Origin of the sequence: Patiriisocius sp. Uisw_017 (assembly GCF_047731265.1) — a bacterium.
In the GTDB taxonomy this organism is placed as follows: domain Bacteria; phylum Bacteroidota; class Bacteroidia; order Flavobacteriales; family Flavobacteriaceae; genus Patiriisocius.
Window position 1 is genome coordinate 1,326,951 of record NZ_CP159835.1, and the last position, 25,922, is coordinate 1,352,872.

Below are 25,922 nucleotides of genomic sequence, written 5' to 3' on the forward strand. Positions count from 1 at the left end.
TGCTCAACAACATAATTTTCATGGTGAATGTAATTTAATTAACTAAAAATAGATACTGTTTACTTTTTGATTTTAGCTAATTATTTGTGGTGGTTGCCAGATACTATTGTTGAAATCAAACCTGTAGTTTGATTGATACCTAGAGGACGCTAATGTTGGTATTTCGTGGCGTGTATTTAGCGAATACTGTACTATTGGTTGGTATATGATAGAAACGCCACAACAGTTACAAACACATGTAATAGGGCAGGAATCATCAGCATCTTGTTGATGATCGTGATTTGCACTTAAAGCATCTTTATGCTCATCTGCTTCATTAAAACCATCAGAACATGGCGTTAGCGATAAAAGCAGTATTATAAGAGATAATATGAATGCCGTTGGTTTCATGTATATTGTAAAAGTAGTTAAACTTGGGGTACTTTAGCTACCTATGGTTTGTGAGTTGTATCAAATGCTATTTAATTTAAAATTTTATCAAATACTGAATTTTATGAATGTGTTTGCCTTTTTAATCTTTACAGGTATTTAAACTAATTTATTCAGATTTAAAGGAAAAACCTTCATTCTCAAAGGCATCGAACACGATTTGGTAATTGAATAACTCGTTAGATTTAGTTGTAAACTCTTTATAAAGTAATACCTGCCTAAATAGTGATTTTGAGATTTCTTCTGTGTCTTTTTGGTTGATGGCAGATTCATTTATAAATAATAGATAAAAAATAGCGCGTCGATACATTTTGTCTGCTTGTTCCCATTTTTTTAATTGGCAGTAGGTTTCGGCTATGTTGTTGCAGGAAATCAAATATATTTGAATGTTTGGGATGTTACATTTTTTACAAGCAGCACTATGTGTCACTAATTTTTCAGCTATAGAAAATGCCCTTAGATATTTTAACAGTGCTATTTTGTTTTGAGCTTCAAAATAAGAGTTTCCAACAACGGTGATTTCCTTCCATTCGTTTTCAATGCTTAATAAATCTGATGTGCTCATTATGTTAAAATTTTTAATAGCGGCTCCCATTCAAATATTGAAAATAGCACGATGTTGTTGTGATTTTTTAAAAAACAAAAGCAGGTAGACTAAATGGCTTATTTTTTTATTGTGTCATTAATAAGGTAATTTGATGTGCAGGATTTCTTTTGTTTTGACATCCATTTATAAATTGAGAGAGGGCCCAAAGCCTAGCTAGTTTTTAAATTTTGTTCTTTACTCTAAAAGCTCCATTAATCGTTTAGAAGTATAATATTGAAATACGCGCTCACGCACTGTGAAATCTGGATATAAAAAAAGTGTAACGGGCAAGGAAAATGAATAGCCTTCTCGCGAAGCTAGTAAAAGCGGTAATTGATGGATGCCATTTCGGCGGTTTTGAGCTTGTGTGTTTGTAAACCATTGGTTGTCAAACCAGATGCTATCGGTGCTCTCCACATCCATCTGTACGGCATAGTATCGGTCGTTTATTTTTTCAATAACAGTAGGCTTTGTAAAAACTTCCCGTTTTATTTTTTTGCAATACCCACACCATTTTGCAGTAAAATAAATAAGAACAGGCTTTGGTTCTTCTTCCAGCACTTGTTCTAACCGCTCCCAACTAAGCCAAGCTATTTCATCCTTTTGCTGAGCAAAAAGTTTTGAAATCATAAAGATGTTTAACACTAAAAATAATAAAAGACGGGTCATAAAATACTATTTAAAAATCTCCAAATTTAAGCCCTATAAAAAATGTTCTGGGTCTGTTAGGCCCGTACACATAATCTGAATCTCGCAAGGCGCCTGTATCAAAATCGTCTTGAAAGCTATTAAAAATATTTTGAACACCACCGCTTAATTCTACATGAAAGGTTTCTTTAAGGTCAAAATGGTAGGTCAATTTTGTGGTTAAATCTAAAAACGAATCGCTATCAACAAGGTCAATAAAGCCAGAATCACTAACCACTCTTGGCACGACCATAGGGCCAGTAAAACTACCTGTGACATCTATTTTAAATGCATCAGTTGGAGTCCAATTGGTATTTAAAAACCCATATATATTGGGCGTTCGTACAAACTCTTCCAAAACCACATTTTGCTCTCCAGGCACCGTTCCATCTGCTTCAAACAAGATCTGGTCTTCCCTAAAAAGTGCATTTTGAAAAGTAGCCCCAGCCTGAAAATACCATTGCTTATTAGGAGAAACGCTCAGTTCTAAATTAGTCCCTGCAACATAAGCGCCCACGCCGTTTCTTGTTTCTTCTAAAATAGACCCGTTGGGCAGAGAGCTTCCGGTACTTACAATGGTAAAAGGGTTTTGTAAAGAAGTATAAAACCCTTCTACAAGAAAATTAGTTTGTACTTTATTAAAGTCTTTAGTAAAATTAAATGAACCTGTAAAAGCATCAGAAAATTCACTTTCAAGATCATCGGAAAGAATGACAAACCTTTGTTCACCGCCCACAGAGGAAATATGTAAATCCTCATTAAAAGCTTGCGCCGCTCTAAACCCTCTTGCATAACCCCCTCTAAATTGTAGTTCCTCCGTAATATTATATAACAACGTAAGTCTTGGACTCACAACTATTTCATCTACTTGTGAACTGCGTTCAATATCGCCTATAGTATAAAAACCATCTACATTTACGTGGTCTAATCTTGCTCCTATAAGTGCTGTAAATTTTTCTATAGGTTTCCACTCATACTGGCCATACAGTCCTGTGCTATTTACTTGTTGATCTACTAGACGATTGTAGCCGGGGATACGATCATTAGTATCGTTAAGCTGATACTCAATTCCTGTTGTTATAACATCGTTGTTTTTAAAGTTATGAGTGTATTTTATCCCTGCTACTGCGGCAAGGTCTTTTGTTTTTCCGAAGGCATTATTTGCTACAATAGAATCTGCACGAGTTCTTCCGCCTCCTAGACCTCCATAATAACTATCACGGTCTGTATTTTGAAGCGAAACATAAGCTTTTACCGTGTTTTTTCTGGCGTCATCAAAAAGTTCATAATCTAATCCTGCAAATACCGTGTTGTGGTCTAAATCCTCTGCAATGTCTGTGAATTGTGGGGCTAACTCTATGCGATCTCCTCCTCTTCTATATTCTTTAATTCCCGTAAAATCTAGTCCTATTTTGCTGTTGTCATTAGGTTTTAAAAATAGTTTTGCCCCAAGGGAATTATTGGTAAGTTTTGTGATTTCGGTAAAGCCATCACCATTTGCATCATAAGCATCCCTATTTCTATAAATTCCATAAACAGTGATTCCGCTAGTAAGGTCTTCACTCACTATGGAAGCATTTACATTCACGTTTCTGTCTGCCGTGGTTCCATCTATAAGTGCAAGGCTGGAGTTGACCTCCCAAGAATTATTGACAGGCTCTTTTGTGATGACATTTATAGTGCCCGCAATGGCGTTAGAGCCAAATAAAGCAGAGCCACCACTGCGCACAACCTCTACGCGGTCAATGATACTTACAGGTATTTGCTCGAGTCCATATACGCCATTTAACGCGCTAAAAACGGGCTTGCTATTCACTAAAATTTGGGTATACTCTCCACCCAAACCATTTAAACGTACTTGTGTAAAACCACAGTTTTGACAGTTGGTTTCCACACGCACTCCTGGTTGGTAATTAAGCCCGTCAGCAAGGGATAGGGACTGAGTTGCGCTAAAAAGCTTAGGACCTAGGACATTGACAATCACAGGGGCCTCTTTTTTGCTAATTCGATTTCTAGTAGCGCTGACCACTATTTCTTCAAGACCTAGCGCATCCTCCGTAAGTGTAAAATCAATATTTTGACTTTCGCCAGCGGCAATCGTTATCTTTTTAGTTTGTGAACGGTAAGCTTGTATTTGTACAGATACATTCCAAGAGCCTTCTGAAACTTCGAAGGTATACTTCCCGTCTATGTCTGACATAGTGCCTACAGAAGTTCCTTTTATGTAAACGTTTGTAAAAGGAACAGGGTTGTCTTCATATGTTATGACCCCGCTTACGCTTGCCTTTTGAGCCGAGGCAAAGGAAACAAGAAAAACAAACAATAGTAGCAACAATTTTTTTTTCATGATTAAAACTTTAAAGTTAGTCTAGGTTAATTATAAATTTAGGCAAATCTAAATATTAGTTTTTACATAAAAAAAATTATCTTTGTTGTTATAGAAAAAGAATAATGACCCTAGCCGAAGAAAACTATCTTAAAACAATTTTTCACTTGGAAAGAGATCGCCAAAGTGAAGTGAGTACAAATGCCATTGCTGAGAGCTTAGAAACGAGGGCTTCTTCGGTAACAGACATGGTGCAAAAACTAGCAGAAAAGAAAATGCTAGTTTATAAAAAGTACAAAGGCACACAATTAACCGAAACGGGAAGAAGAGTCGCTGCAAATGTGGTTAGAAAACACCGTTTGTGGGAAGTTTTTCTTGTAGATAAACTCAAATTTCATTGGGATGAGGTGCACGAAATTGCAGAACAAATGGAGCATATCCAATCTGAAGAATTAATAAAAAGATTGGATGCGTATTTAGGTTATCCAGAATTTGATCCACACGGCGACCCCATACCAGATAAGGACGGAAATATAAAAAAGGCAGAAAAAAGACTGCTTTCAGAACTCACTAAAAACCAAACAGGAATTTGTGTGGGTGTCAAAGAATCTAGTCCAGAATACCTGCAGTACTTAGACAAAAAGAAAATTAGTATAGGAACCAAAATTGTTATCTTAGGAAAAGAATTCTTTGATGGCTCTATGGTTATTCAAATAGGAAAAGATCAATTTTTTGTATCAAAACAAATAGCAGAAAATTTATATGTTCAAACAAATTAGCACACTGAAAAAAATAACATTTTCACTAGGGATTATGTTGGCTGCAACCACGGTATTCTCTCAGGAAGAAAGACCAGAATTAATTACCCACATGCCTGATGCTTCAGAAGCTCCAACAAAAGTGCCCAAAGGTTCATTACAAATTCAAACAGGAGCATTCTATACTTATTTTGTTAATACAATAAATGAAAAGAGCAACATTGGTGCACAATGGGAAGCTGATAATCAAGAAGCAGCATACATTTATACCATGGCGCATGGATATCTTATAACCAATAAATTGGGCTGCTATGCAGAAGTATACGGTGATTTCCCAGAAGATAATCGTGCCATTCACTGTTGTGATGCTGGGCTGACATTTTTAGCGATGCCTAATTTAGAGTTTGATGCAACACTAGGTACAGGAATTATTCAAGGGCAAGATCTGCGTTTGAGTGCTGGATTAAGTCATAGAATTCTAAAATAGAACACGAAAATGAAAAATAGTATGAAAAAGAGTTTTCTAATGTTACTTGCAATTATAGTTTTAAGCTGCAATAATGCTGAAAAGAAATCTGATACACTAAAGGTAGTAACGACGACTACCATGATAACAGATTTGGTAAAGAACATTGGAGGAGATGCAATTGAAATTAAAGGATTAATGGGAGCTGGAGTAGATCCACATTTATTCAAAGCAAGCGAAGGTGATGTTTCAAAACTCTACAATGCGGATGTTATTTTTTATAATGGTCTTCATTTAGAAGGGAAATTAGTCGAAGTTTTTGAGAAGATGAAAGCAGCTAAAACCACGATCGCTTTAGGAGAATTTTTACCAAAAGAACAGCTTATAGGGTCAGATTATTTTGCGTCTAATTATGACCCCCATGTTTGGTTTAACATCCAATTTTTTACGCTTTTTGCAGCTGAAGTAACAAAGACACTTTCACAAAAAGATCCCAAGAATGCGGTTGTTTTTGCCGAAAACGAAAAAGTCTACCTTCAAAAATTAGAGGATTTAGAAGCTTTAGTCAAAGCAAAAATTGAAACACTTCCCAAGGAAAAGAGAATTTTAGTTACGGCACACGATGCTTTTAATTATTTTGGAGACGCATATGACTTTAAAGTAGTTGGCTTGCAAGGGCTCTCAACTGCAACCGAGGCCGGCGTAAAGGACGTACAAAGATTATCATCATTTATCATTAAAAATAAAGTGAAGGCAATTTTTGTAGAAAGTTCAGTTCCTAGAAGAACCATAGAAGCATTACAAGAAGCTGTAAAATCTAAAGATCACGATGTTGTGATTGGAGGTTCGTTATTTAGTGATGCACTAGGAAGCGAAGGAACTCAAGAAGGAACATACCTAGGAATGTTTGCCTATAACGTGAATACAATTGTGGACGCACTAAAATAATTTTATGAGTAATAAAATCGCCATACAAGTAGATGACCTTACGGTAGCGTACAATTACAAACCTGTATTGTGGGATATCGATTTAGTAGTGCCAGAAGGGGTCCTGATGGCAATTGTTGGACCCAATGGTGCTGGAAAATCTACGCTGATAAAATCTATTTTAGGAATTATAGATCCTATTGCTGGGAGTGTTGCGATCTATGATAAACCGTATGAAAAGCAACGCAAATTAGTAGCCTATGTACCACAAAAAGGGAGTGTAGATTGGGATTTCCCTACCACGGCGATTGATGTAGTAATGATGGGGACCTATGGTAGTTTGGGTTGGATAAAACGTCCCGGTCAAAAAGAGAAAAAGGCCTCTTTAGAGGCTTTAGAAAAGGTAGGAATGTTGGCCTTTAAAAATAGACAGATAAGTCAATTGAGTGGCGGGCAACAGCAACGGGTTTTCTTAGCACGCGCCCTTGTGCAAAACGCCTCCATTTATTTTATGGACGAACCTTTCCAAGGAGTAGACGCATCTACAGAAATTGCCATCATCAATATTTTAAAAGAATTGAGAAAAGCAGGAAAGACCCTTGTCGTGGTGCATCACGATTTACAAACAGTACCAGAATATTTTGATTGGGTAACCTTTTTAAATGTAAAGAAAATTGCAACAGGACCCGTTAAAGATATTTTTAATGATGATAACTTGACCAAGACCTATGGGATTAATTATAAGGTTGCTGTGAATAAGTAGGCAGTTTTTTAGTGAAAAGGACATTGGCCTCCCTCTTTTGCACTAGTTAGGACGCTTCACTTTTAGTATTCGTTTCTTGATAGTGTAATAATTAATTAAAAATAATGATAACGGAAAAGCCTAAATTTAATTTTGAAGATTTAAAAGTTTATCAAAAAGCACTTGACCTTGTTGATGGTGTCTACGGGATAACCAGAAAATTCCCATCTAAAGAGAGATGTGGGTTCACTTCATAATATAGAGGGGATTGGGAGTGCGGACGCTCAATTTAATAGGCGTTTTCAAATTGCCTGAGATTCAATATAAGAATGTGTTGTTTGCTCTAATGTTGCCAGAAGACAGAATTTTATAAGTAAAGAAGAGGGTGTCAAAGCGATAATAAAGTTATCTGAACTAGCGAAAATAACAACCTTATTAAAACGAAATTTAAAAAATAAGTCTAAATAAATACTAAAAGAGAAGCGCCCTAACTGTTACCAACTAAAATATGACAATAACCGAATATTTCGAACTTTTAATTAGCGATTACACGTTGCGCACCATTACGCTGGGAACGGCTGTTTTGGGTGCTATTTGTGGAATGTTGGGGAGTTTTGCTGTGTTGAGAAAAGAAAGCTTGCTTGGGGATGCTATTTCGCATGCAGCTTTACCAGGAATAGCGATTGCTTTTTTAATAACCGGAGCAAAAGACACAAATGTGCTCTTATTGGGAGCGCTAGTGAGTGGGCTGGTAGGTACTTTTTGGATTCGTGGAATGACCACAAAAACACATTTAAAAAGTGATACTGCTCTTGGCTTAGTATTGTCTCTGTTTTTTGGATTTGGGATGTTATTACTCACTTTTATTCAAAAACAACCCAATGCAAATCAAGCTGGATTAGATAAATATTTATTTGGTCAAGCGGCAACTTTAGTGGAAAAAGATGTGCTATTAATGGCCATTGTGACAGGCATTTGCTTATTTGTTTTGTTGCTTTTTTGGAAAGAGTTTAAAATTCTTCTGTTTGACTCAGAGTATGCCAAAACATTAGGTTTCAACACTAAGTTTATTGATGTCCTTATTACCTTTTTTATTGTACTTGCTATAGTTTTAGGATTGCAAACAGTAGGTGTTGTTTTAATGAGCGCGATGTTATTGGCGCCCGCTGCTGCTGCACGACAATGGACAAACAAACTAAGTGTAATGGTGTTTCTGGCAGCCATATTTGGAGCGTTTTCAGGTGTTTTTGGAACTGCCATTAGTGCGAGTCAAAACAATCTTTCAACTGGCCCCGTTATTGTTTTAGTCGCTACGGTATTTGTAGTGTTTTCCTTTGTTTTTTCTCCAGGTCGAGGAATACTTTTTAAAGCAATTAGAAGGAGCAAAAACAGGAGTGATCTCAAATTACAGAAAACCTTGCAATTTATGTTTGGAATTTCTAAAACACACGAAAATATAGAACATCCACATTCCATCCGAATTCTTAATAATTTCCAAGGGTTTACAAAAAAGAGTCTCAAAGAAATGGAAGATAAAGAATGGATTACGCTCGATAAACAAGAATGGGCGATGACAGAAAAAGGTTTCATCCAAGCACAAAATTTATACACACAACAAGCTCCCTATGACTAACGCACAAATAGAAATACAGATCATTGCAGCTATCGTTGCTATTGCTTGTGCGATTCCAGGGGTGTTTTTAGTGCTCCGGAAAATGGCTTTGATTAGTGACGCTATTAGTCATGCAATATTGCCTGGGATAGTTTTAGGATTTTTTATTACACAAGATTTAAACTCGCCGCTGCTTATTTTATTGGCAGCAATTACGGGTGTTATTACGGTAATACTTGTTGAGGCTATTCAAAAAACTGGTTTGGTTAAAGAAGATACTGCCATTGGATTGGTGTTTCCGGCACTGTTTAGCATCGGAGTTATTATGATTGCTAAAAATGCCAACGATGTTCACTTGGATGTTGATGCCGTACTTTTAGGCGAATTAGCCTTTGCACCTTTTGACCGGTTATTACTTTCTGGAATGGACTTAGGACCCAAGTCTTTGTGGATTATGGGAACCGTTTTAGTCATAACCCTCGCTTTGTTATTCATGTTTTTCAAAGAGTTGAAAGTAAGTACTTTTGATGCAGGATTATCTTCCGCATTAGGGATTTCCCCGTTGGTGATGCACTACGGACTAATGTCTGTTTCTTCAATAACGGTAGTGGGTGCCTTTGACGCCGTGGGAGCTATTTTAGTGGTGGCGTTGATGATCGCTCCAGCGGCTACGGCTTATTTATTGACGAGCGATTTAAAAAGGATGCTTTTAATTTCGGTTGGGATCGGGGTGTTTTCTGCGATTGGAGGCTATTGGATGGCTCATATTTTAGACGCGTCTATTTCGGGTTCTATGACTACTGTTTTAGGAATTGTTTTTCTGGCGGTGTATCTTTTCGCTCCGCGGAAGGGCTTATTCGCAGTTTTATACAGGCAGAAACAACAGCGTACCGAAGTGTTACTACTCACATTTTTACTACACTTAAACAATCATATTGAAACAGAAGAACGTCATATCAACCACCTAAATGAACACATTAACTGGCAAAAAGTGCGTTCACAAACGGTACTAAATCTAGCATTAAAAAACAATATGATTACGATTGATAAAGAGATCGTTTCCTTAACCAAAAAAGGACTCGAATTTACAAACCTTGCCTTGGAGTATATTATTACAAACAAAGATGAAAAGATCGAATTCATGAAAGATGATTTCTTTCTTTTTAGAGGCTAACTTCGGTATAATTGTCATCTATTTTTTTTAGGATTTGATTACAACTACTCGGCTATTTTTGACTTTTCTTTGATTTAACTCAAACGCACCATATTTTTTACAGACTTTAGATAAAATACCCCTCATGAAATATAGCGCAATTCTTTTACTGTTAGTGTCCTTTTCATTGAACGCGCAGGATAAAAAAGTGGAAACACCCACCATTGTTTTTAGAGCACCACTAGCCGAAACGATTGTTAAAGATGGAATTTATTTTAGACTGGAAGAAATTGTAGAAGACAGTCGATGCCCAAGTGATGTAGTTTGTGTCTGGGCAGGTAAAGCGATAGTAAAAGTGCTTGTCTCATCTAAAGAAGGAGGCTCTGAATATATAGAAGTTTTACTTCAAAATGGGAAACAGCCGGTGTTATTCGAAACAGAAACTTCTTTGTTTAGAGCAGTAAAACTGTCACCTTATCCTATTTCTTCTACAAAAAATACGCTGGAATATGTGTTGCTTATTTCTGAAGAAAGTCATTCTTTAGAAGAAGAATAGCTGCTCTGGCAGCTCACCAATTGAGAGATAAGGATGTAATTTTGTGTTTGATATTTGGAATTTCCCTGTTAGCTGCATCCACAATTTGAGTCCCCACATTTTGTTTTCCCACCATCTAGGGTGCCTATTGTTTTTCTCTTTTTTTGAAGAAAAGAGGCCAAGAAAAATTTATAAAACATGTAGCCTACAGCAGATAAAAATGTTAGAATAACTAGGATTGTTTGCATTTCTAATTTATTACAATATCCACCGTAGTGGTATTTGGGTTTGACAATTTTGGGACTAACAAATGAAACGTTAGCGTTGGAGCTTCGGCAGATTCATTTTGATTAAAGGTCACCGTGACTTCTAGAATATTTGTTGTACAATCTTGGGTTTCCTCGTAGGTAATGGTATTATTTCCTGAGGACAACACTTGTTCTCCAATAATTAAATCATAGGTCGTAAAATCTATTTGTGGCATACAAGGCCCACTTACTAAATTTTCAAATTGTTGTTGTGTACTAATGATTACGAATATTTCAGAGGTGTCTATCTCTAATAAATTTTTTGTGTTTTCGCAGCCATATCTGTTTTCTAAGCTTTTTGCATTAACAGGCAAGGTCACGCAGCCAGGATCGTCAGAACTTCCGCAGCCATAGCAAAATCCTAGTAGTAGAAAAGAAAGGAACTTGGTCGTTAATTTCATTAAGTTTTATTTTAATGCAATTTGCATTTTATTTTTATAATCTTCAGCGAAGCGGTCTTTCTTCTTGCTTTGAAATTTAATTTTTTACTTTAAAAATTGATATGCTCCCAATGCTACAATATATGCAATTGCAGTCATAACAAATAATTGCCACATTGGCCATTTCCAGCTGTTTGTTTCTCGTTTTACAACGGCGAGGGTACTCATACATTGCATTGCAAATGCATAAAAGAGTAATAACGATACACCACTTGCAAAATTAAACAAAGGGTCGCCGTTAGCAGGGTTTATTTCGGCAGCCATTCTGTTTTTAATGGTTTCTTCTTCATCACTTCCAACGCTGTAAATGGTAGCCAAAGTTCCTACAAAAACCTCTCTCGCTGCAAAAGAACTTATCAAGGCAATTCCTATTTTCCAATCATAACCTAAGGGTTTCACAGCAGGTTCGATAAATTTTCCAGTAATGCCTATATAGCTGTTTTCTAATTTATAGGAATCGATTTTGGTTTCTAATTCGTTTGCCGAAAGACCTTCTGAAATAGAATTTTGCGTTACAATTTCAGTAGCATTATTAAAATCTCCTGGACCGTAAGATGCCAATACCCAAAGGATAATGGAAATCGCCAAAATAATTTTACCTGCTCCCAACACAAATGATTTTGTTTTTTCAACAACAGTAATTGCTACATTTTTAAACAGCGGCAATTTATAGTTGGGCATCTCTACCACAAAGAACGAACGGCTTTTTATTTTTAAAATCTTGTCTAGTAACCAAGCAGAAAGTATTGCCGCTCCAAATCCTAACAAGTATAAAAACATAAGTGTTAGCGCTTGTAAACTAAAGATTCCAAGGATACGCTGTTCTGGAATTACGAGCGCAATTATAATGAGATATACAGGTAGTCTGGCGGAACAGGTTGTAAACGGAGTTACTAAAATAGTGATCAATCGTTCTTTCCAGTTTTCGATATTCCTAGTGGCCATTATCGCGGGTATTGCACAAGCGGTTCCTGCAATTAAAGGGACAACACTTTTACCACTTAAACCAAACCGTCGCATAATCCGGTCCATTAAAAATACAACACGACTCATATACCCACTCTCTTCGAGGATAGAGATAAACAAGAATAAGAAGGCAATCTGCGGTATAAAAATCACGATTCCGCCCAAGCCTGGAATAATTCCTTCGGCTATTAAATTTGTAAAATCTCCTGCAGGAAGTGATGCTTTGGTCCATTCGCTCATAGAAGCAAAAGCAGTATCTATGGCATCCATTGGGTAGGTGCTCCAATCAAATATTGCTTGAAACATGAGGAGTAAAATCCCGAAGAAAATTAGATAGCCCCATACTTTATGCATTAAAACACGGTCTAAACGGCTGCGCAAATCTTTAGCATTAGCGGTATCTATCGTGAGTGTTTCGCTGAGAATACTGTTTATGAACTTGTAGCGTGCAATGGTTTCTTTTTGTTGCAGTCGCTTTAAATTACCCACACTTTCGGTTTGAAATGTGGCGACTCCTTTCATCTCTTTACGATCTAACTTTCCGAAGTTAACATCCTGTGTTATGACCAACCATAGTTTGTATAAGTCTTGGTTTGGGAATGCTTTTCTGAGTCTGTCAAAATATTCTGGTGCGATGCCCGATGCATTTAAACAAGGGCTCACAGAGAGACGTTTATAGTTGGTTATAAGCTGTTTTAAAGTGTCAAACCCTTCATTTTTACGAGAGCTTATAAGCGCAATTTTTGTTTCAAGACGTTCCTCTAATGTTTCAATATCTAGCGAAATTGCTTTCCTCGACATTCTGTCTGCCATATTAACTGCCAGGATTGTGGGAATGCCTAGATCTTTAATTTGAGTAAAAAGGAGTAAGTTTCTTTTTAGATTTTCAATATCGGTTATGACTACTGCAACGTCGGGAAAGTCTTTGTCATTTTTGTTTAGCAAAAGTTCGATAACAACATTCTCATCTAAGGAAGAAGCATTGAGGCTGTAGGTTCCCGGTAAATCAAGCACGTGTGCTTTAACGCCGCGATCTAATTTGCAGACGCCCTGTTTTTTTTCAACGGTGATGCCAGGATAGTTTCCTACTTGCTGGTTTAGTCCTGTAAGTTTATTGAATACAGATGTTTTCCCAGTATTTGGATTTCCTATGAGTGCAACGTTGAGTTGTTTTACCATACTTCGACTTTGCTCAGTAACCTTGGCAGAGCGTTTTTTTAAATTGTAACGGCTTCCCTCAATATAAGGCAAAGCGTTTTCTTTTTTTCCGCTAGTCGGAAAGCTCTTCGGTTTAAATTCTAGCTTTTTATAATTTCAACCTCAATCTGCATTGCTGTTTCTTTGCGTATTGCTAGGTGGCTCCCATTTACATTAAGATAGAGCGGATCTTTGAAAGGAGCAGTTTGAACCAGTGAAACTTCATTCCCGGGCAAACATCCCATTTCTAATAATTTTAGCGGAACCACATCTACTGAAAATTCTTTGATGATGGCTCGCTGGCCTTTAATAAGAGATGCTATAGTTGGCATTTGTTATTTAGATTGATTTTAAACAAGTAAAAGTAAATGTTTTAATTTAGAATTATGACTTCAACAATCACAATTTTTAATGGGTGTCTAATAGTTGATTAACCCAAAAAACAAGGATTTCTTTCCGTCGTTTTGAAGAACTTCTATATCACGAAGTAAACGGTCCATTTCCTCGGTTTGCGTGCCGTCATAAAAGCCACGTATTTTATGTTCTCTATCTATAAGTGTAAAATTTTCTGTATGGACCAATCCTAATGGATCCTGTGGGTTTTCTTTTGCAACTAAATAGTGCTTGCGAGCCAGATCATAAATTTCTCTTTTATCTCCAGTTACTAGATTCCATTTACGGTCATCGACCTTTTTTTTAATCGCGTATTTTTTGAGTTGGCTAACATCGTCAACTTCAGGCATTACGGTATGAGAGAGTAATAAAACGGCTGGATTGTCTTTTAATTTAGTTTGCAGGGTGTGCATATTGCTCGTCATTATAGGACAAATGGTTTGACAAGTTGTGAAGAAGAAATCTGCTACATATATTTTGTCATTGTAATTGTCTTGAGTAATGGTCTCTCCGTTTTGATTGGTCAAACTAAAATCACCAATAGTGTGGTATTTTTTTTGATGCTGAATAGAAGGATCTACCATTTCGGCATTTACGCTAGATGGTTGATAGACAGGAAGTACTTCAACAGGTTTTAAAATGGAATAAATAACCGAAATAATGATTACTGAAAGCACGAGAAGTACAATTCCAAACATTTTATATTTTCCAAAAAATGACAGCATTTTTTATAGTTTCAAGTTTCTACTTTCAGATATATCCTTATAACATTCTGGGTTTATTTTATATTACAAAAGTACCATACAATTCAATTTTTAAAGGACTTATGTACGTTAATGTTTTGGCAATGCTTTTGCTAAAAATCATATTTTTTTAACCGTAAAGAATAGGTTACTTTTGTGCGTTAAATTTTAAGCCTGCTAAACACGGTTTTTTGTTTGAATAGGTCTGATTTTTCAAGGTTGGATCGTAAAAAAATGTTTTATCTTATTTTATACATATGAGTCCATTTGTCGTTAAAGCAATACAGTTATTAATGAGTTTGTCCCTCCTTATCGTTTTACACGAATTGGGACATTTTATTCCAGCGAAATTATTCAAGACCAGAGTAGAAAAATTCTACTTATTTTTTGATATTAAGTTTTCTCTTTTTAAGAAAAAAGTAGGGGATACCGTCTACGGGATTGGGTGGTTGCCTTTAGGTGGTTACGTTAAAATTTCTGGAATGATTGATGAAAGCATGGACAAGGAGCAGATGGCATTGCCACCTCAACCTTGGGAGTTTAGAAGCAAGCCGGCTTGGCAGCGACTTATCATTATGTTGGGTGGAGTTACCGTTAACATCATTGTTGGTTTTGTAATTTACATGGGGATTCTTTATTTCTACGGAAGAGATGTCACTACAAACGGACAATTGCCGCAGGGTTTTGAAGTTGCCCAAATGTTTGAAGAATATGGTTTTCAAGATGGAGATAAAATCTTACAATTAAATGGTGAGGACTTTGATAATGTAACACAGATTAATAAATATCTTTTCTTGAGAGATGTAGAGACTGTTACGGTACAACATACCAATGGCGAAGAACAAACCATTGTGGTTCCTGAAGATATTGGGACTATTATGTTTGATAATGATGTGTTAAGGCCATTTATGCAGCGCGTGACTCCAACGATTGCTGTAATTGGAGCAGAAGATAAATATCCTGCCGCAGCTGCAGGTTTTGAAGTGGGCGATGAGATTGCTACCGTAAACGGAACCAATATTACTTATTGGCACGAATTTCAAGAAGCGGTAAAAGCAAACGGCTTGGCAGAAAATACATTTGTTGTTTCGAGAAATGGATCTCCTTTGACTTTAAAAGTAACCCCTAACGAAGAGGGTGTTATTGGTTTAAATACTGAAAATAACACCATTCGCAAAACCTACGGTTTAGGAGAAAGTATTACTGGTGGTATTGGCTACGGAGTGGATGTTTTAAAGGACTATGTAACACAGTTTAAGTATGTGTTCACCGCTAAAGGAGCTTCACAAGTGGGAGGTTTTGGGGCTATTGGAGGGCTTTTCCCAGATACTTGGAACTGGGTGAGCTTCTGGCAAACTACAGCGTTGATTTCGATTATTTTGGCTTTTATGAACATACTGCCCATCCCAGCATTGGATGGGGGCCACGTGATGTTTTTATTATACGAGATGGCAACAGGTCGCAAACCTAATGACAAGTTTATGGAGTATGCGCAGATGTTTGGTTTCTTCCTTTTAATAGGATTGGTATTGTTTGCAAATGGGAATGATATTTACAGATACTTCTTTGGAGGGTAAAATATTTGACAAAGAGTTTTGCAACAGATTAAAAATAATTTATATTTGCATCCGCTAAAGGCAATAGTCTTTATTTTTCTATATGAAATTCCTCTTTAGCTCAGTTGGTTAGAGCATCTGACTGTTAATCAGAGGGTCCTTGGTTCGAGCCCAAGAAGAGGAGCGCAGAGAGAACAAGCCTTTACAGCAATGTAGAGGCTTTTCTTATTTATACAGGTCAAACATAGGTCAAACATTCATTTTTCACTTACAACAACTTCAGTCTTATAAATACTGAAATCCATTGTTGTGGGCTATGGAAAGCATAGGCTTTATGTGTTCTTGAAATCTGTCCCTACTTACCTCTAAATCTGGAAACAGTGGATAGTAGTCTTGAAGAAAAGTATTTTTCTTATTTAGCTGGCTTATAGTTTCTATACCTCTCTTCTGTAATTCATAAAACTTATCAAAGTGTAAGCTGAAGTTTGGTAGCTTGTCACTCTTGGTTAAGTTAAAAGTATGGTCAGCTGGAATTAAGTTCCACATTAAGTCGTGAGCTACAAATTGATGAGGTAAAAAATGTTCAATAACATATTCTCCAATACCTAGACTTTCTCCTGTGTAGATACACTCAATAGGTCCTGTTTCTTTAATTACAATATCCCAAAACTTAATTTTGTGCTTATTTAAACTACCTCTTTTTATAGGTCTAAGTATTTTATTAGGTATGTCTGGAACATTTGGGTTTTTCTTTTGTAAGAATAGGCTAAGATGCCAATAGCAGTATGTTTTTAAAATTGCACTATGTAGCTTAAAGTACTCTAGCCAATTATCAGATATAATTATTGAGTCATTGTACAGGCTATATGGAGTATTGTTTGTAGCTATCTGAGAATTTCTATAGCTAGTAGATTTATTTTCAGAACCTAGCCAAGGACTTAAAAACTTATGAGGTACATTTTTATCAAAATGTTTCAGTACAGAATAAGTTCTAGCATTTTTGGAATTAATAAGTTTATTAGTTATTTCTTTTTGGGAACTATCTACTTGTAGTCCCTCTAATTGTTTTAATTCCTTAACAGCATTTTGTATCAAATCTTGTGTTCCAAATGATACTTTAAAGTAATTTACTGTATACCAAGACAACCCAATCATTCTAGAAAATAAATCTTCCTTTTTAATAATAACTTGACCTTCTTCAACAGCTTCTAATATAGCCCAGAACCAATAAAATTTATATGTAGCACTTGTACTCCTAAAAACAGAGGATAATTTTGAAATTGAAAGATTTTGGTTAAATGGTAATTGGGTCAATGTCTTTTTGCTTTAGTAAGTCATAAATATATTCATAGATAATGACATAAGATATTTTATTACCTAGTTTCTCCCATCAAGTTATTGGTTGTATTTTAGCATTATGGCTCTAAAATCATCAGATAATATATTGCATTATTTTCAAAGTATCTTAGAATGTAATAAGCTGTCTTTATTAAAAGACACTGCACTTAGGGAACTAAAAGAGAGATATGGTAGTTTGGTGGACTTTGTGGATGAAGAAAAAGGAATTGTAAACTATTGGGGGTTGTTTTCAGACCAACATAGTAATGGAGAACCTGTTGAAGCCATCGTAACATATGATTTTTCAAAAGAATTTCCTAAAGAAATAACTACTCAAACAGAGCAACTCAAAAACAGAATAGATAAAACAGTTAATGACATAAACCTAAATGGAATTAATGCTACTGAGTTTTTAAATACACTGGCTAACGAACTAACATCACTAATAGAAAAAGCAAAAATAGTTTATCCAAAATTAAGGTTTATTGAAGCTAATTTACTCAATGTACTTACTTACATAGTGGATAAGTATTCATTAAAAGCTTCTTTTAAAAAACAGTCTAAAATTGAATTATCTAAATTTTCATATTTTGGAGCAGAAACAAAACGTAGTACGCTTATTAAAATTTTTGATATAGCTAGTGATTTAAAGATATTTGATGATGAAGTATTTTTTCAAGACACGTTTATTAACGTGTTATCTAGTAATCCAACTAAAACAGATGAGGTTATAGTATTTAATTGCAATAATGAAATAGCGGCTCATTTTATAAATTGCATTCAGCCTTTATTCAATAACCTAAGCATAGCCCAAATAAACAAGAGCAAATCCTTTGTAAATAAACAAGGTAAAGTTTTAAATCAAAGTGATTTAGATAATGCGAACAAAAGACTTAGAAAAAAAACTTCTGCTGAAATTGATGCCATAACTTATCACCTTTCTAGAATAGTAAAGAGCAAATAGCAAGCTAATACTTTACATAACACTTTGCCTAACACCCCTCTAACACTACAAGTTTGAGGGCTTTTTTATTGACTTTATTTGTGTAATTAATAACACGAATGTGGCCACATTCCTTAATAACAAATATTATGGAAAACATTCAAGGGAAAGGTTTTACAGTAGAAGAATTAGAACAATTTAGGATTGGGTTTGAAAAGATTTTTAAACCTGTAAAAGATTTTTTGTCAGTAGAAGAATTAGCTGAATATCTAGGGTTATCAAAATCTGCTGTGTATAAGATTACTAGCAAAAAAGAAATCCCACATTACAACCCAGGAGGAAAGAAAATTTACTTCAAAAGAACAGAAGTAAACACTTGGATTGAATCTAGTAGAGTAGCTTCAGATATTGAGGTTTTAGAAAACTTAGATAATAGGATTTACAACTCAGACCATAAAGTAAAATGGTAGATTTTGTAAGACTATTTTGGAGAGATAAAGCAAGGTTCGAACACTTTGTAGTTCAAGAGAAGAACTTTGCTGAGGTAGATACTTTATTTGGTTTACACACAGGTCAAATAAAATATCCGTACAGAACTGGCTTTAATACAATGGAGGTTAAAGTTACTGCTAAATATGGGTATGTTTTTAACTCTATACACAAAGCCCATAATGAAATACACCTAGGAGAGGTTCAAAATCATAATGACTTTGGTTATGATGGAATTTGTAAAATGATAGACCTCATCCATTCTAAAGTAATTGATGTTAATACTGCTAAGCTTACACAATTTGAATTTGGTTTTAATATAGAAACCCCTATCCCTGCTGAAGATATTATTACAAATAATGTTCTAATGCATAAAACTAAGGGTCCAAATCATACTAGGCTCTTTAATGGCAGGGGTAAGTTAAAGCAATTTGACCACCATAATTATGTAGTTAAAATTTATGATAAAGGTAAGCAGTACAACCTACCAAGTAACTTGTTGAGGTTTGAGATAAGATTTCAAAAATCTAAAGAATTTCAAAAATTTGGCATATACCAATTAGATGATTTAAAAGACAAGCTTAAGCTAAGACTGCTATTCAAATACGTAATTGAAAGGTTTAGTGAACTTACAATTGTAGACCAAATTGATGAGTCTTTGATAGAACAGTCAGACCTCAATAGGCTTATCAGATATAATAATCCTTACTATTGGCAAACTACTATAAATAGATACTCTGCAACTACTAAAATGAGACATTTAAGGGGTTATAATGAGCTACTTATCAAGTACAACCTCCTCAATACAAAAACACTCTTAAAGCAGCTCTTATTAGACAAGTATCTGCAATTGATTAACTTTTAATATTAGAGTAATGTTTTCTCCACTTTTTATATAGGGAATTTATTACTCTCAACAAATAACAAAACTATGGCTAGTATAAAAATATCATTAAGAAAGAAGTTGAATACAAAAGGAGAGTACCCAATTGTTATGCGTGTTGTAAAAGACAGAAAATCCAAATTGATTAGTTTAGGGATAACTACACTATTAAAAGATTGGGATATAAAGGCTAATAAATTTAAGAGAAGTCACCCTAATTGCAATCAACGCAATAGAATTTTGTTAGAATTAGAACAAAAAGGATTGAAGATAATAGATGAATACATTGCAACAGATACAGATTTTACATTAGAGCAGTTTGAAGAACAGTTTAAAGGTGTGAGTAAAAACAAAAAGACTGTGTTTCAGTTTTGGAAAGAGAAGATTGAGGAGCTTATTCAAGTAGGAAGAACAGGAAATGCTAGAGCACATAGGGATACCTGCACTTCTTTCTTCAAGTTCCAGAAAAATAAATCTTTAAAATTCCATCAAATTACACCTGACTTACTTCTAAAGTATGAAGTTTATTTAAGAACAAAAGGCAATACAGATGGAGGAATAGGTGTTAAGATGCGAGAGATAAGGGCATTGTTTAATGAAGCAATTCAAAGAGGTATCACGCAAGAGAGGTACTATCCATTCAAGGCGTATAAGGTTTCAAAGTTAAAGGGCAAGAATATAAAGAAAGCTCTGACTAGAGAACAAATAAGACTAATGGAGGAGCTTGATACGGAACAACTAGCACATTTAATTAATAGTCAAAACTATATGATTTTTAGTTACTATATGGGTGGTATGAATTTCGTAGATATGATGAAATTAAAGTGGTCAGATATTGATGGCAATAGAATTTTGTATAAGAGATCAAAAACTAAGGGTAGATTTTCTACTAAGATAATGCTGCCTGTTGAGAAGATTTTAGCGTATTACAGAAATAAACACAGCAAGACAAATTACATATTTCCCATTTTACTAAGCAATGAACTTACTCCCACTCAAATTGAGAACAGGAAAGCAAAAACTCTGAAAAAATTTAATAAAGACTTAAAAGAGATTGCTTCATTAGTTGGTATTACAACTAATGTTACTAGTTATACCATTAGACACAGCTTTGCAACAAATTTAAAGTATGCTGGGATTTCAATGGATGTGATAAGTGAGACAATGGGACATCAAGATGTGAATGTGACTAAAGCCTATTTGAAAGAATTTAATGATGAGGTTTTAGATAATGCAATGGAGAAACTTTTAGAAGAGCCAGAACAAGGATATTTTTATAGAGTAGCATCTTAAGATAACTTGTAGGGTTTCTTTTTAAATCTTCCCACCCTAAAAAATCTTGGATTTAACAACGCAGGAGCTTGGACGAGGAAGCCAATAATGGACTTTTCTTTGTAATTAATTTGTTATCACAAAGATAAGGCTCTCAAAAATAGCATCCAAGTGGTTTTAAAAAGTAGTAGCTAATAGCCATTTCTAAAAATCAAGTAAAAATAAATGCATTTTACATTCGTGTAAGGTGCATTTTTCTATTATAAATATTAATCTTAAATAATTTAAACAATGGAATTAAGACAATCAGAAAGAAAGAGAGCCAAGATTAAGATGGCACTCCAAGGAAGTGCAGGTAGTGGTAAAACATATTCAAGTTTATTGCTTGCTAAAGGAATAACAAATAATAACCTAACAAAGGTTGCTATAATAGATAGTGAAAATGGTAGTGCAGATTTATATGCTCACATTGGGCAGTATAACGTACTATCCTTAACACCACCTTATACACCTGAAAAGTACATTGAAGCTATAGACATTTGTCTTAAAGCAGGGATGGAAGTTATAATACTAGATTCCATATCTCAAGTTTGGGATGAGTTATTAGATTTTCACTCTAAGCTCTCAGGCAATAGCTTTTCTAATTGGGCAAAAATCACGCCTCGCCAAAAAGCTTTTGTAGATAAAATTTTACAGGCTAATGCTCACATCATTGCTACAATGCGAACTAAACAGGATTATGTACTTCAACACAAAGATGGAAAGTATGTGCCTGAGAAAGTAGGTTTAAAGGCTGTACAAAGAGATGGTGTAGATTATGAATTTACACTAGTATTTGACATCAACTCTAAACATTTTGCAGTAGCAAGTAAGGATAGAACTAATCTATTTTCTTCCAAACCTGAATTCATAATAAACCCAGCAACAGGAAAGAAGATTTTAGATTGGTGCAACAATGGTGAAACTATTGATGAAATAAGAGTTCAGATACTAGCTTGTAAGACCTTAGAACAGTTACGGAAGCTATACCAACAACACTATACTATAAAAGACCTTTTGGAGGATTTCAAACTTCAGAAGGAAACTATTGAAGTAAAATCTAATTTATTAACCCCTCAAAACATTCAACTAAATGGAAACTCAACTCATTCCTAAAAGCCGTCTTGAATTAGTGCCAGTTAGGCAACAAGACTCAATACAGAACAGGATGCAAGTTCCTGCTGTAACAGTAGCAAAAAAGAATCCTTTTATAGAGGCTAATACGAAAAGTGTTAGCCTTTCTCATTTGCAACAGGATTGTATCATACCTGTATTTAGCAAGGACAATGAAAGAACTATAAGCCATCAAGAGTTTATAGAAGTTGCACAACAATGTGTTGCTAATGTATTTCCCAATCATAGCCTGGAAATGCCAGAGATACGCACTAGTCATAATATAAAAGGTAGAATCCCAAGTGCAATATATAAGTCAGCAAAGGACTTATTAAACCACGAGAAGACTACTTATTATGAAAGGATGGCATTCATTATACGGGTACCTAGTATAACTAAAACAATAAATGGTAATACACTAGCTTTAATGATTGGTGGGGTGAGAAGTTATAACAGGGAGAACCTCTATTCAAAAAAGTCAGTAGAGAAATTCCAAGTTTTTATTGGTTTTCAAAATTTAATTTGTTGCAACTTATGTATTAGTACGGATGGGTTTTCTTCTGAAATGCGTGTAGGTAGTGTAAATGAGCTAGCAGGCAAGGTGCAAGACTTAATGATGGGTTATGATGCAGAAAAGCATTTAAAACAGCTGGAAACCCTCTCTGAGTATAGCTTGACTGAATCACAATTCGCACAAATGATAGGGAAGGCTAAGCTGTACAATTATATCTCAAAAGAGAATAAAGCTAACATACCAGAACTGTTACTGAATGATGGTCAGGTTTCCACTATTGCAAAAGATTTTTACCAAGACGAAAGATTTTGTATGAATGATGGTAACATTAACCTCTGGAATGTATACAACCTTTTCACATCAGCTAATAAGAGCAGTTATATTGACACCTTTAGTGATAGGAATGTAAATGCCTTTGAGTTTACAAATGGACTAGCACAAACTCTCAATGGTGAATCCAATTACCATTGGTTTTTGAGTTGATTGTTTCTCAGCTATCTGTATGATAGCTGAGATTTTTTTTAACTTATATTTTCTAATGTTTTCTTATTCCCTGTATTAGAATAGAATTCACCTACACAGTAATTAGGGTTATTGAACTCTTCTGGAATATAGGAAGTAGTATATATAATTTGATAAGATTCATTAGGGTAATTACTGGCTTTCTGTACTATCAGTCTCTGGAAATTCTTTGCTCTTATTTCTTCAATACCATTATCTTCCATATTATCACAAAGTATGAATCTAGGAAACCTCATTTCTGGAATTTCTAAACTAGCAAAGAATAAAGCAAATCTTACAGTGTTCTTGAGATAAAAGTTTGAACTGGCAGAAAATCTTTTTTGTTTGTCATCTACATATATAGAATTACTACCGTAATCAATATGAAGTGATTTTGCCTCTTTGAATCCATCTTCTCTATTCAAATCTTCGTGTAGAAGATTCAAAGCAAAACTCTCAACTTTCTTAGAAGTGTTAGCTGCTAATTCGTTTTGGGCATATTCTTGGTGCTTTATTACTTCATTAAGACTTTTGAGCTTAGTTTTTAGAGTAATTAAATCTTCTTGAAATTGTTGAAACTTAGTTGCTGTTTCCAATAAAGTAGAGAATTGAAGTATTTGACCATCCATTTCCCCCATCTCTCTTAAAAGTAAGTCTATCTTCTCATCTCTTACGCTCTGTACATCTTTCATAGAGTCATTTACAGCACGTTGGGCAGAGGTTAGTTCTGAATCAAGCTTTTCTTTCTTTGCTTTTAAATTAACAAGTTGAGCTTTTTGTCTTTCTCTTATCTTTTTTGATTCAATTATTTGAAAGGAAATCTCTTGTTGCATCTTACTCAGCGCTGTTGTAGCTTCTTTAGTCTCTATGGGTTGTTTACATAAGTTACAATCACCTTCCTTCGCTTTTTCAAGAGTAGAAAGACATTCAGGGCAAAATGATAAAGGTATCTCACGTAATCCCTCCTTAGTTTTTAGTGAATTTTTTATTGATTTAATTTTTCCTTCCAGCATTTCAAGAAAAAAAGTAGTGTCTTGAATCTCATAGTCCAATGTGAAAATCTCATCAGCTTGCTTTTCCGAAGATACTCTAAGAGCCAATGCTACCTTTTGAAGTTTTTGAAATTCTAATTTTGTGTTTTTTGTATATACAACCCTTTTCTTATTTGATTTATAGTTTTCTATTTGTAGCCCTATTTCATCTTTATTAATACGAAGGTTTTCAATAGTGGTTAATAGATGTGAAGGCTGAAGTAATAAGGGGTTATCTGATAATCTCTTCATTCCTTTAATTTCACTCTCTAAGATTTCAATTTTCTTTAGTGTATCTTTTTTACTTAATCTATTCGAATAAAGCTCTTCATTATATATTCCTAATAGCAACTCTGCTATTGTTTTTCTGGTAAGTGAAGAATCAAATTGTTCATATAAAAAAAGTGAATTGGTTGGGGAGTCTTGGTCTACGTATAGTAGTCTCAAAATCTGATGCATTGTAATATTGGCATCACCATATACAATAGGCAAATTTAAACTTTCAAATAGAAGGTTAGAGTAACTTTTTTTATTTGTTGTTGTACTGTATGGATATTTTGTCCACTGTCCAGGCTCTGTGACTTTAATGGCATCATTTAACTCACCCCAATAGATATACATAGGTTGATTTGGAGATTGAGAAACCTCTCTCTTAATAGTGGCAATCAGACCATTAAGATTAACTTCAGCAAGAACTGTTTCACACTCTAAAGCTTCTTCAACCCAATTTGTAAATGAGCCTCCAAGGACATAAAAAATAAAATGAGAGATTGTAGATTTCCCACTACTATTCTCACCTCTAATTATATTTACACCTTTTTTAAATTTTTCATAGTAAGCTACCTTACCTGAATGTGTGTATATTTTTAAACTGTTTAATACTAATTGATTATTCATCGTAATGATATTCAGATAAGTTAGTACGTGCTTTTAGTCCATTGCTGCCATAAAAATCCATATGATAAAAATATGTAGTAAGAATCTTTAAGACATTACTTTCTCTAACCTCAAGATGTATGTCAATATCACTAATCACAGATATCAATTTATCTCTATCAGTTACCTTAACCCTGCCAGTTGAGTTAAAACTTTTATCAATTATTCCATAAGAAGATAATTTACTAAAAGCTGCAAGCTGATATGGACTCATTCGTTCAAAAAGCTTTCGGGAATTTATTATTTTTCTGTAGGGATTGTCTCTTTTAGGAAAAAGCTTTTTTATCTCTCTGTCTTCAGGTTTAGTGCCAAATCTTATTTTCTCAATTTCATAAGGAAAAGCCATGTAGAAATCCCATATCCTTAGCCTCTCATATTCAACCGAATCATATTGCATATGATTTAGTAGAACAAGAATTCTATAAATGGTGTGGTTTAAATCAAATGCTTCATTATATGTTATCATGCTATCCACTTAATATGACATCTTCCCGTGAGGTAATAAATCATTCCTTTTATTTCTTCTGGGTTAAGATAAAGTACATTGTCTTCAGAAGCTTCTTTGCTTAATAACTCATAGATAGGGTTAATAATCTCTTCATAAATGTCATTTTGAAGTTCTATTACATCTTTACCTTCATTAAGTAAAGGAAGGATTTTAGCCCTAAATAGCTCAGAAATTTGTGCCAATAGAAGTACAAAAATTCGTTGAGCAGATTGATATTCTTGATAGTGGTAAAGTTTTTTTGCAAACTTCTGTTTCACAACTTCAGCATTTTCAATATAGTTGTTTGTACAGCCAGCATCATTAAGCTTTGCTTCTAGTCCTATTACATCTTTTTCTATTTGGTAAGCCGTTAATTCAAAACATATCTGCTTTATCTTATCTTCATTGCCATATTCTGTAGACAAATCCCTAAAAAGTCTTCTTATATGACTTATTTTAACCTGTTTAGGGGCGTTTACTATCTTATCTCTACCTACAACATCACCACTTTCTGTTTCTATGTTTTTTTGTGAAATTTTCTTAGTCATAAGT

At 34.7% G+C, this 25,922-nt stretch carries 27 protein-coding genes and 1 tRNA gene; 16 read left to right on the forward strand and 12 right to left on the reverse strand.

Going from position 1 to position 25,922, the window contains the following annotated elements; genetic code table 11:
- Positions 1-72: 72 nt before the first annotated feature.
- From ABXT67_RS06055 to ABXT67_RS06070, 4 genes are all read right to left on the reverse strand, one after another.
- Entirely contained in the window at positions 73-390 is a 318-nt protein-coding gene (locus ABXT67_RS06055; RefSeq protein ID WP_415376382.1) for a DUF6660 family protein, read from the reverse strand.
- A gap of 148 nt (positions 391-538) precedes the next feature.
- On the reverse strand, positions 539-994 hold the full coding sequence (locus ABXT67_RS06060; RefSeq protein WP_415376383.1) for a hypothetical protein: 456 nt from the start codon (positions 992-994) through the stop codon (positions 539-541).
- A gap of 216 nt (positions 995-1,210) precedes the next feature.
- Positions 1,211-1,645: a thioredoxin family protein gene (locus ABXT67_RS06065; protein ID WP_415376384.1), complete on the reverse strand. Its 435-nt coding sequence runs from the start codon at positions 1,643-1,645 to the stop codon at positions 1,211-1,213.
- Between the two features lie 49 nt (positions 1,646-1,694).
- Positions 1,695-4,049, reverse strand: a complete 2,355-nt coding sequence (locus tag ABXT67_RS06070; protein ID WP_415376385.1) for a TonB-dependent receptor — start codon at positions 4,047-4,049, stop codon at positions 1,695-1,697.
- A 104-nt stretch (positions 4,050-4,153) separates the two neighbouring features.
- On the opposite strand from ABXT67_RS06070, the gene ABXT67_RS06075 reads away from it, so the two are divergent.
- The 8 genes from ABXT67_RS06075 to ABXT67_RS06110 all read left to right on the forward strand — a co-directional run bounded on the left by ABXT67_RS06075 (position 4,154) and on the right by ABXT67_RS06110 (position 10,242).
- Positions 4,154-4,807: a metal-dependent transcriptional regulator gene (locus ABXT67_RS06075; RefSeq protein WP_415376386.1), complete on the forward strand. Its 654-nt coding sequence runs from the start codon at positions 4,154-4,156 to the stop codon at positions 4,805-4,807.
- On the forward strand, positions 4,791-5,273 hold the full coding sequence (locus ABXT67_RS06080; RefSeq protein WP_415376387.1) for a transporter: 483 nt from the start codon (positions 4,791-4,793) through the stop codon (positions 5,271-5,273). The genes ABXT67_RS06075 and ABXT67_RS06080 overlap by 17 nt, the downstream gene beginning before the upstream one ends.
- A 21-nt stretch (positions 5,274-5,294) precedes the next feature.
- A complete protein-coding gene (locus tag ABXT67_RS06085) occupies positions 5,295-6,200 on the forward strand; it encodes a metal ABC transporter solute-binding protein, Zn/Mn family (protein ID WP_415376388.1) in 906 nt (301 codons plus the stop codon).
- Between the two features lie 4 nt (positions 6,201-6,204).
- Positions 6,205-6,942 (forward strand): metal ABC transporter ATP-binding protein, encoded by a 738-nt coding sequence (locus tag ABXT67_RS06090; RefSeq protein WP_415376389.1) that lies wholly within the window; start codon positions 6,205-6,207, stop codon positions 6,940-6,942.
- A 104-nt stretch (positions 6,943-7,046) separates the two neighbouring features.
- Positions 7,047-7,178 (forward strand): four helix bundle protein, encoded by a 132-nt coding sequence (locus tag ABXT67_RS06095; RefSeq protein WP_415376390.1) that lies wholly within the window; start codon positions 7,047-7,049, stop codon positions 7,176-7,178.
- A gap of 251 nt (positions 7,179-7,429) precedes the next feature.
- On the forward strand, positions 7,430-8,554 hold the full coding sequence (locus tag ABXT67_RS06100) for a metal ABC transporter permease (protein ID WP_415376391.1): 1,125 nt from the start codon (positions 7,430-7,432) through the stop codon (positions 8,552-8,554).
- Positions 8,547-9,707 carry a metal ABC transporter permease gene (locus tag ABXT67_RS06105; RefSeq protein ID WP_415376392.1) on the forward strand — a complete coding sequence of 387 codons (1,161 nt, stop codon included), beginning with the start codon at positions 8,547-8,549 and terminating at the stop codon, positions 9,705-9,707. Before ABXT67_RS06100 ends, ABXT67_RS06105 begins: the two co-directional genes overlap by 8 nt.
- A 124-nt stretch (positions 9,708-9,831) precedes the next feature.
- Positions 9,832-10,242 carry a hypothetical protein gene (locus tag ABXT67_RS06110; protein ID WP_415376393.1) on the forward strand — a complete coding sequence of 137 codons (411 nt, stop codon included), beginning with the start codon at positions 9,832-9,834 and terminating at the stop codon, positions 10,240-10,242.
- Between the two features lie 229 nt (positions 10,243-10,471).
- Here ABXT67_RS06110 and ABXT67_RS06115 read toward each other — a convergent pair whose 3' ends face one another.
- From ABXT67_RS06115 to ABXT67_RS06130, 4 genes are all read right to left on the reverse strand, one after another.
- Positions 10,472-10,930, reverse strand: coding sequence for a hypothetical protein (locus tag ABXT67_RS06115; protein ID WP_415376394.1), 459 nt, complete (start codon positions 10,928-10,930; stop codon positions 10,472-10,474).
- Positions 10,931-11,014: 84 nt separating this feature from the next.
- Positions 11,015-13,114, reverse strand: a complete 2,100-nt coding sequence (gene feoB / locus ABXT67_RS06120) for a ferrous iron transport protein B (RefSeq protein ID WP_415376941.1) — start codon at positions 13,112-13,114, stop codon at positions 11,015-11,017.
- Positions 13,115-13,233: 119 nt separating this feature from the next.
- Complete coding sequence (locus tag ABXT67_RS06125; RefSeq protein ID WP_415376395.1) at positions 13,234-13,464, reverse strand: FeoA family protein; 231 nt, start codon at positions 13,462-13,464, stop codon at positions 13,234-13,236.
- Positions 13,465-13,551: 87 nt separating this feature from the next.
- Positions 13,552-14,250, reverse strand: coding sequence for an SCO family protein (locus ABXT67_RS06130; protein ID WP_415376396.1), 699 nt, complete (start codon positions 14,248-14,250; stop codon positions 13,552-13,554).
- Between the two features lie 275 nt (positions 14,251-14,525).
- Between ABXT67_RS06130 and rseP the strand changes: the two genes are divergently transcribed.
- Both rseP and ABXT67_RS06140 read left to right on the forward strand, forming a co-directional pair.
- Complete coding sequence (gene rseP / locus ABXT67_RS06135; protein ID WP_415376397.1) at positions 14,526-15,845, forward strand: RIP metalloprotease RseP; 1,320 nt, start codon at positions 14,526-14,528, stop codon at positions 15,843-15,845.
- An 89-nt stretch (positions 15,846-15,934) separates the two neighbouring features.
- Positions 15,935-16,008, forward strand: a tRNA-Asn gene (locus ABXT67_RS06140).
- Between the two features lie 101 nt (positions 16,009-16,109).
- Here the strand turns inward: ABXT67_RS06140 and ABXT67_RS06145 are convergent.
- Positions 16,110-17,138 (reverse strand): HNH endonuclease domain-containing protein, encoded by a 1,029-nt coding sequence (locus ABXT67_RS06145; RefSeq protein ID WP_415376398.1) that lies wholly within the window; start codon positions 17,136-17,138, stop codon positions 16,110-16,112.
- A 103-nt stretch (positions 17,139-17,241) separates the two neighbouring features.
- Between ABXT67_RS06145 and ABXT67_RS06150 the strand changes: the two genes are divergently transcribed.
- The 6 genes from ABXT67_RS06150 to ABXT67_RS06175 all read left to right on the forward strand — a co-directional run bounded on the left by ABXT67_RS06150 (position 17,242) and on the right by ABXT67_RS06175 (position 22,898).
- Positions 17,242-18,126: a hypothetical protein gene (locus ABXT67_RS06150; protein ID WP_415376399.1), complete on the forward strand. Its 885-nt coding sequence runs from the start codon at positions 17,242-17,244 to the stop codon at positions 18,124-18,126.
- A gap of 128 nt (positions 18,127-18,254) precedes the next feature.
- Positions 18,255-18,575: a helix-turn-helix domain-containing protein gene (locus tag ABXT67_RS06155; RefSeq protein ID WP_415376400.1), complete on the forward strand. Its 321-nt coding sequence runs from the start codon at positions 18,255-18,257 to the stop codon at positions 18,573-18,575.
- A complete protein-coding gene (locus ABXT67_RS06160; RefSeq protein WP_415376401.1) occupies positions 18,569-19,459 on the forward strand; it encodes a hypothetical protein in 891 nt (296 codons plus the stop codon). Before ABXT67_RS06155 ends, ABXT67_RS06160 begins: the two co-directional genes overlap by 7 nt.
- A gap of 66 nt (positions 19,460-19,525) precedes the next feature.
- Positions 19,526-20,770: a phage integrase SAM-like domain-containing protein gene (locus ABXT67_RS06165; protein WP_415376402.1), complete on the forward strand. Its 1,245-nt coding sequence runs from the start codon at positions 19,526-19,528 to the stop codon at positions 20,768-20,770.
- 270 nt (positions 20,771-21,040) lie between these two features.
- Positions 21,041-21,904: an AAA family ATPase gene (locus ABXT67_RS06170; RefSeq protein ID WP_415376403.1), complete on the forward strand. Its 864-nt coding sequence runs from the start codon at positions 21,041-21,043 to the stop codon at positions 21,902-21,904.
- Positions 21,882-22,898: a DUF3871 family protein gene (locus ABXT67_RS06175; protein WP_415376404.1), complete on the forward strand. Its 1,017-nt coding sequence runs from the start codon at positions 21,882-21,884 to the stop codon at positions 22,896-22,898. The genes ABXT67_RS06170 and ABXT67_RS06175 overlap by 23 nt, the downstream gene beginning before the upstream one ends.
- Before the next feature lie 38 nt (positions 22,899-22,936).
- Here ABXT67_RS06175 and ABXT67_RS06180 read toward each other — a convergent pair whose 3' ends face one another.
- The 3 genes from ABXT67_RS06180 to ABXT67_RS06190 are packed head-to-tail and all read right to left on the reverse strand — an operon-like array spanning position 22,937 to position 25,918.
- Complete coding sequence (locus ABXT67_RS06180; protein WP_415376405.1) at positions 22,937-24,844, reverse strand: hypothetical protein; 1,908 nt, start codon at positions 24,842-24,844, stop codon at positions 22,937-22,939.
- Positions 24,837-25,349, reverse strand: a complete 513-nt coding sequence (locus ABXT67_RS06185) for an ABC-three component system middle component 5 (RefSeq protein ID WP_415376406.1) — start codon at positions 25,347-25,349, stop codon at positions 24,837-24,839. Before ABXT67_RS06185 ends, ABXT67_RS06180 begins: the two co-directional genes overlap by 8 nt.
- Entirely contained in the window at positions 25,346-25,918 is a 573-nt protein-coding gene (locus ABXT67_RS06190) for an ABC-three component system protein (RefSeq protein ID WP_415376407.1), read from the reverse strand. The genes ABXT67_RS06185 and ABXT67_RS06190 overlap by 4 nt, the downstream gene beginning before the upstream one ends.
- Between the last annotated feature and the right edge of the window lie 4 nt (positions 25,919-25,922).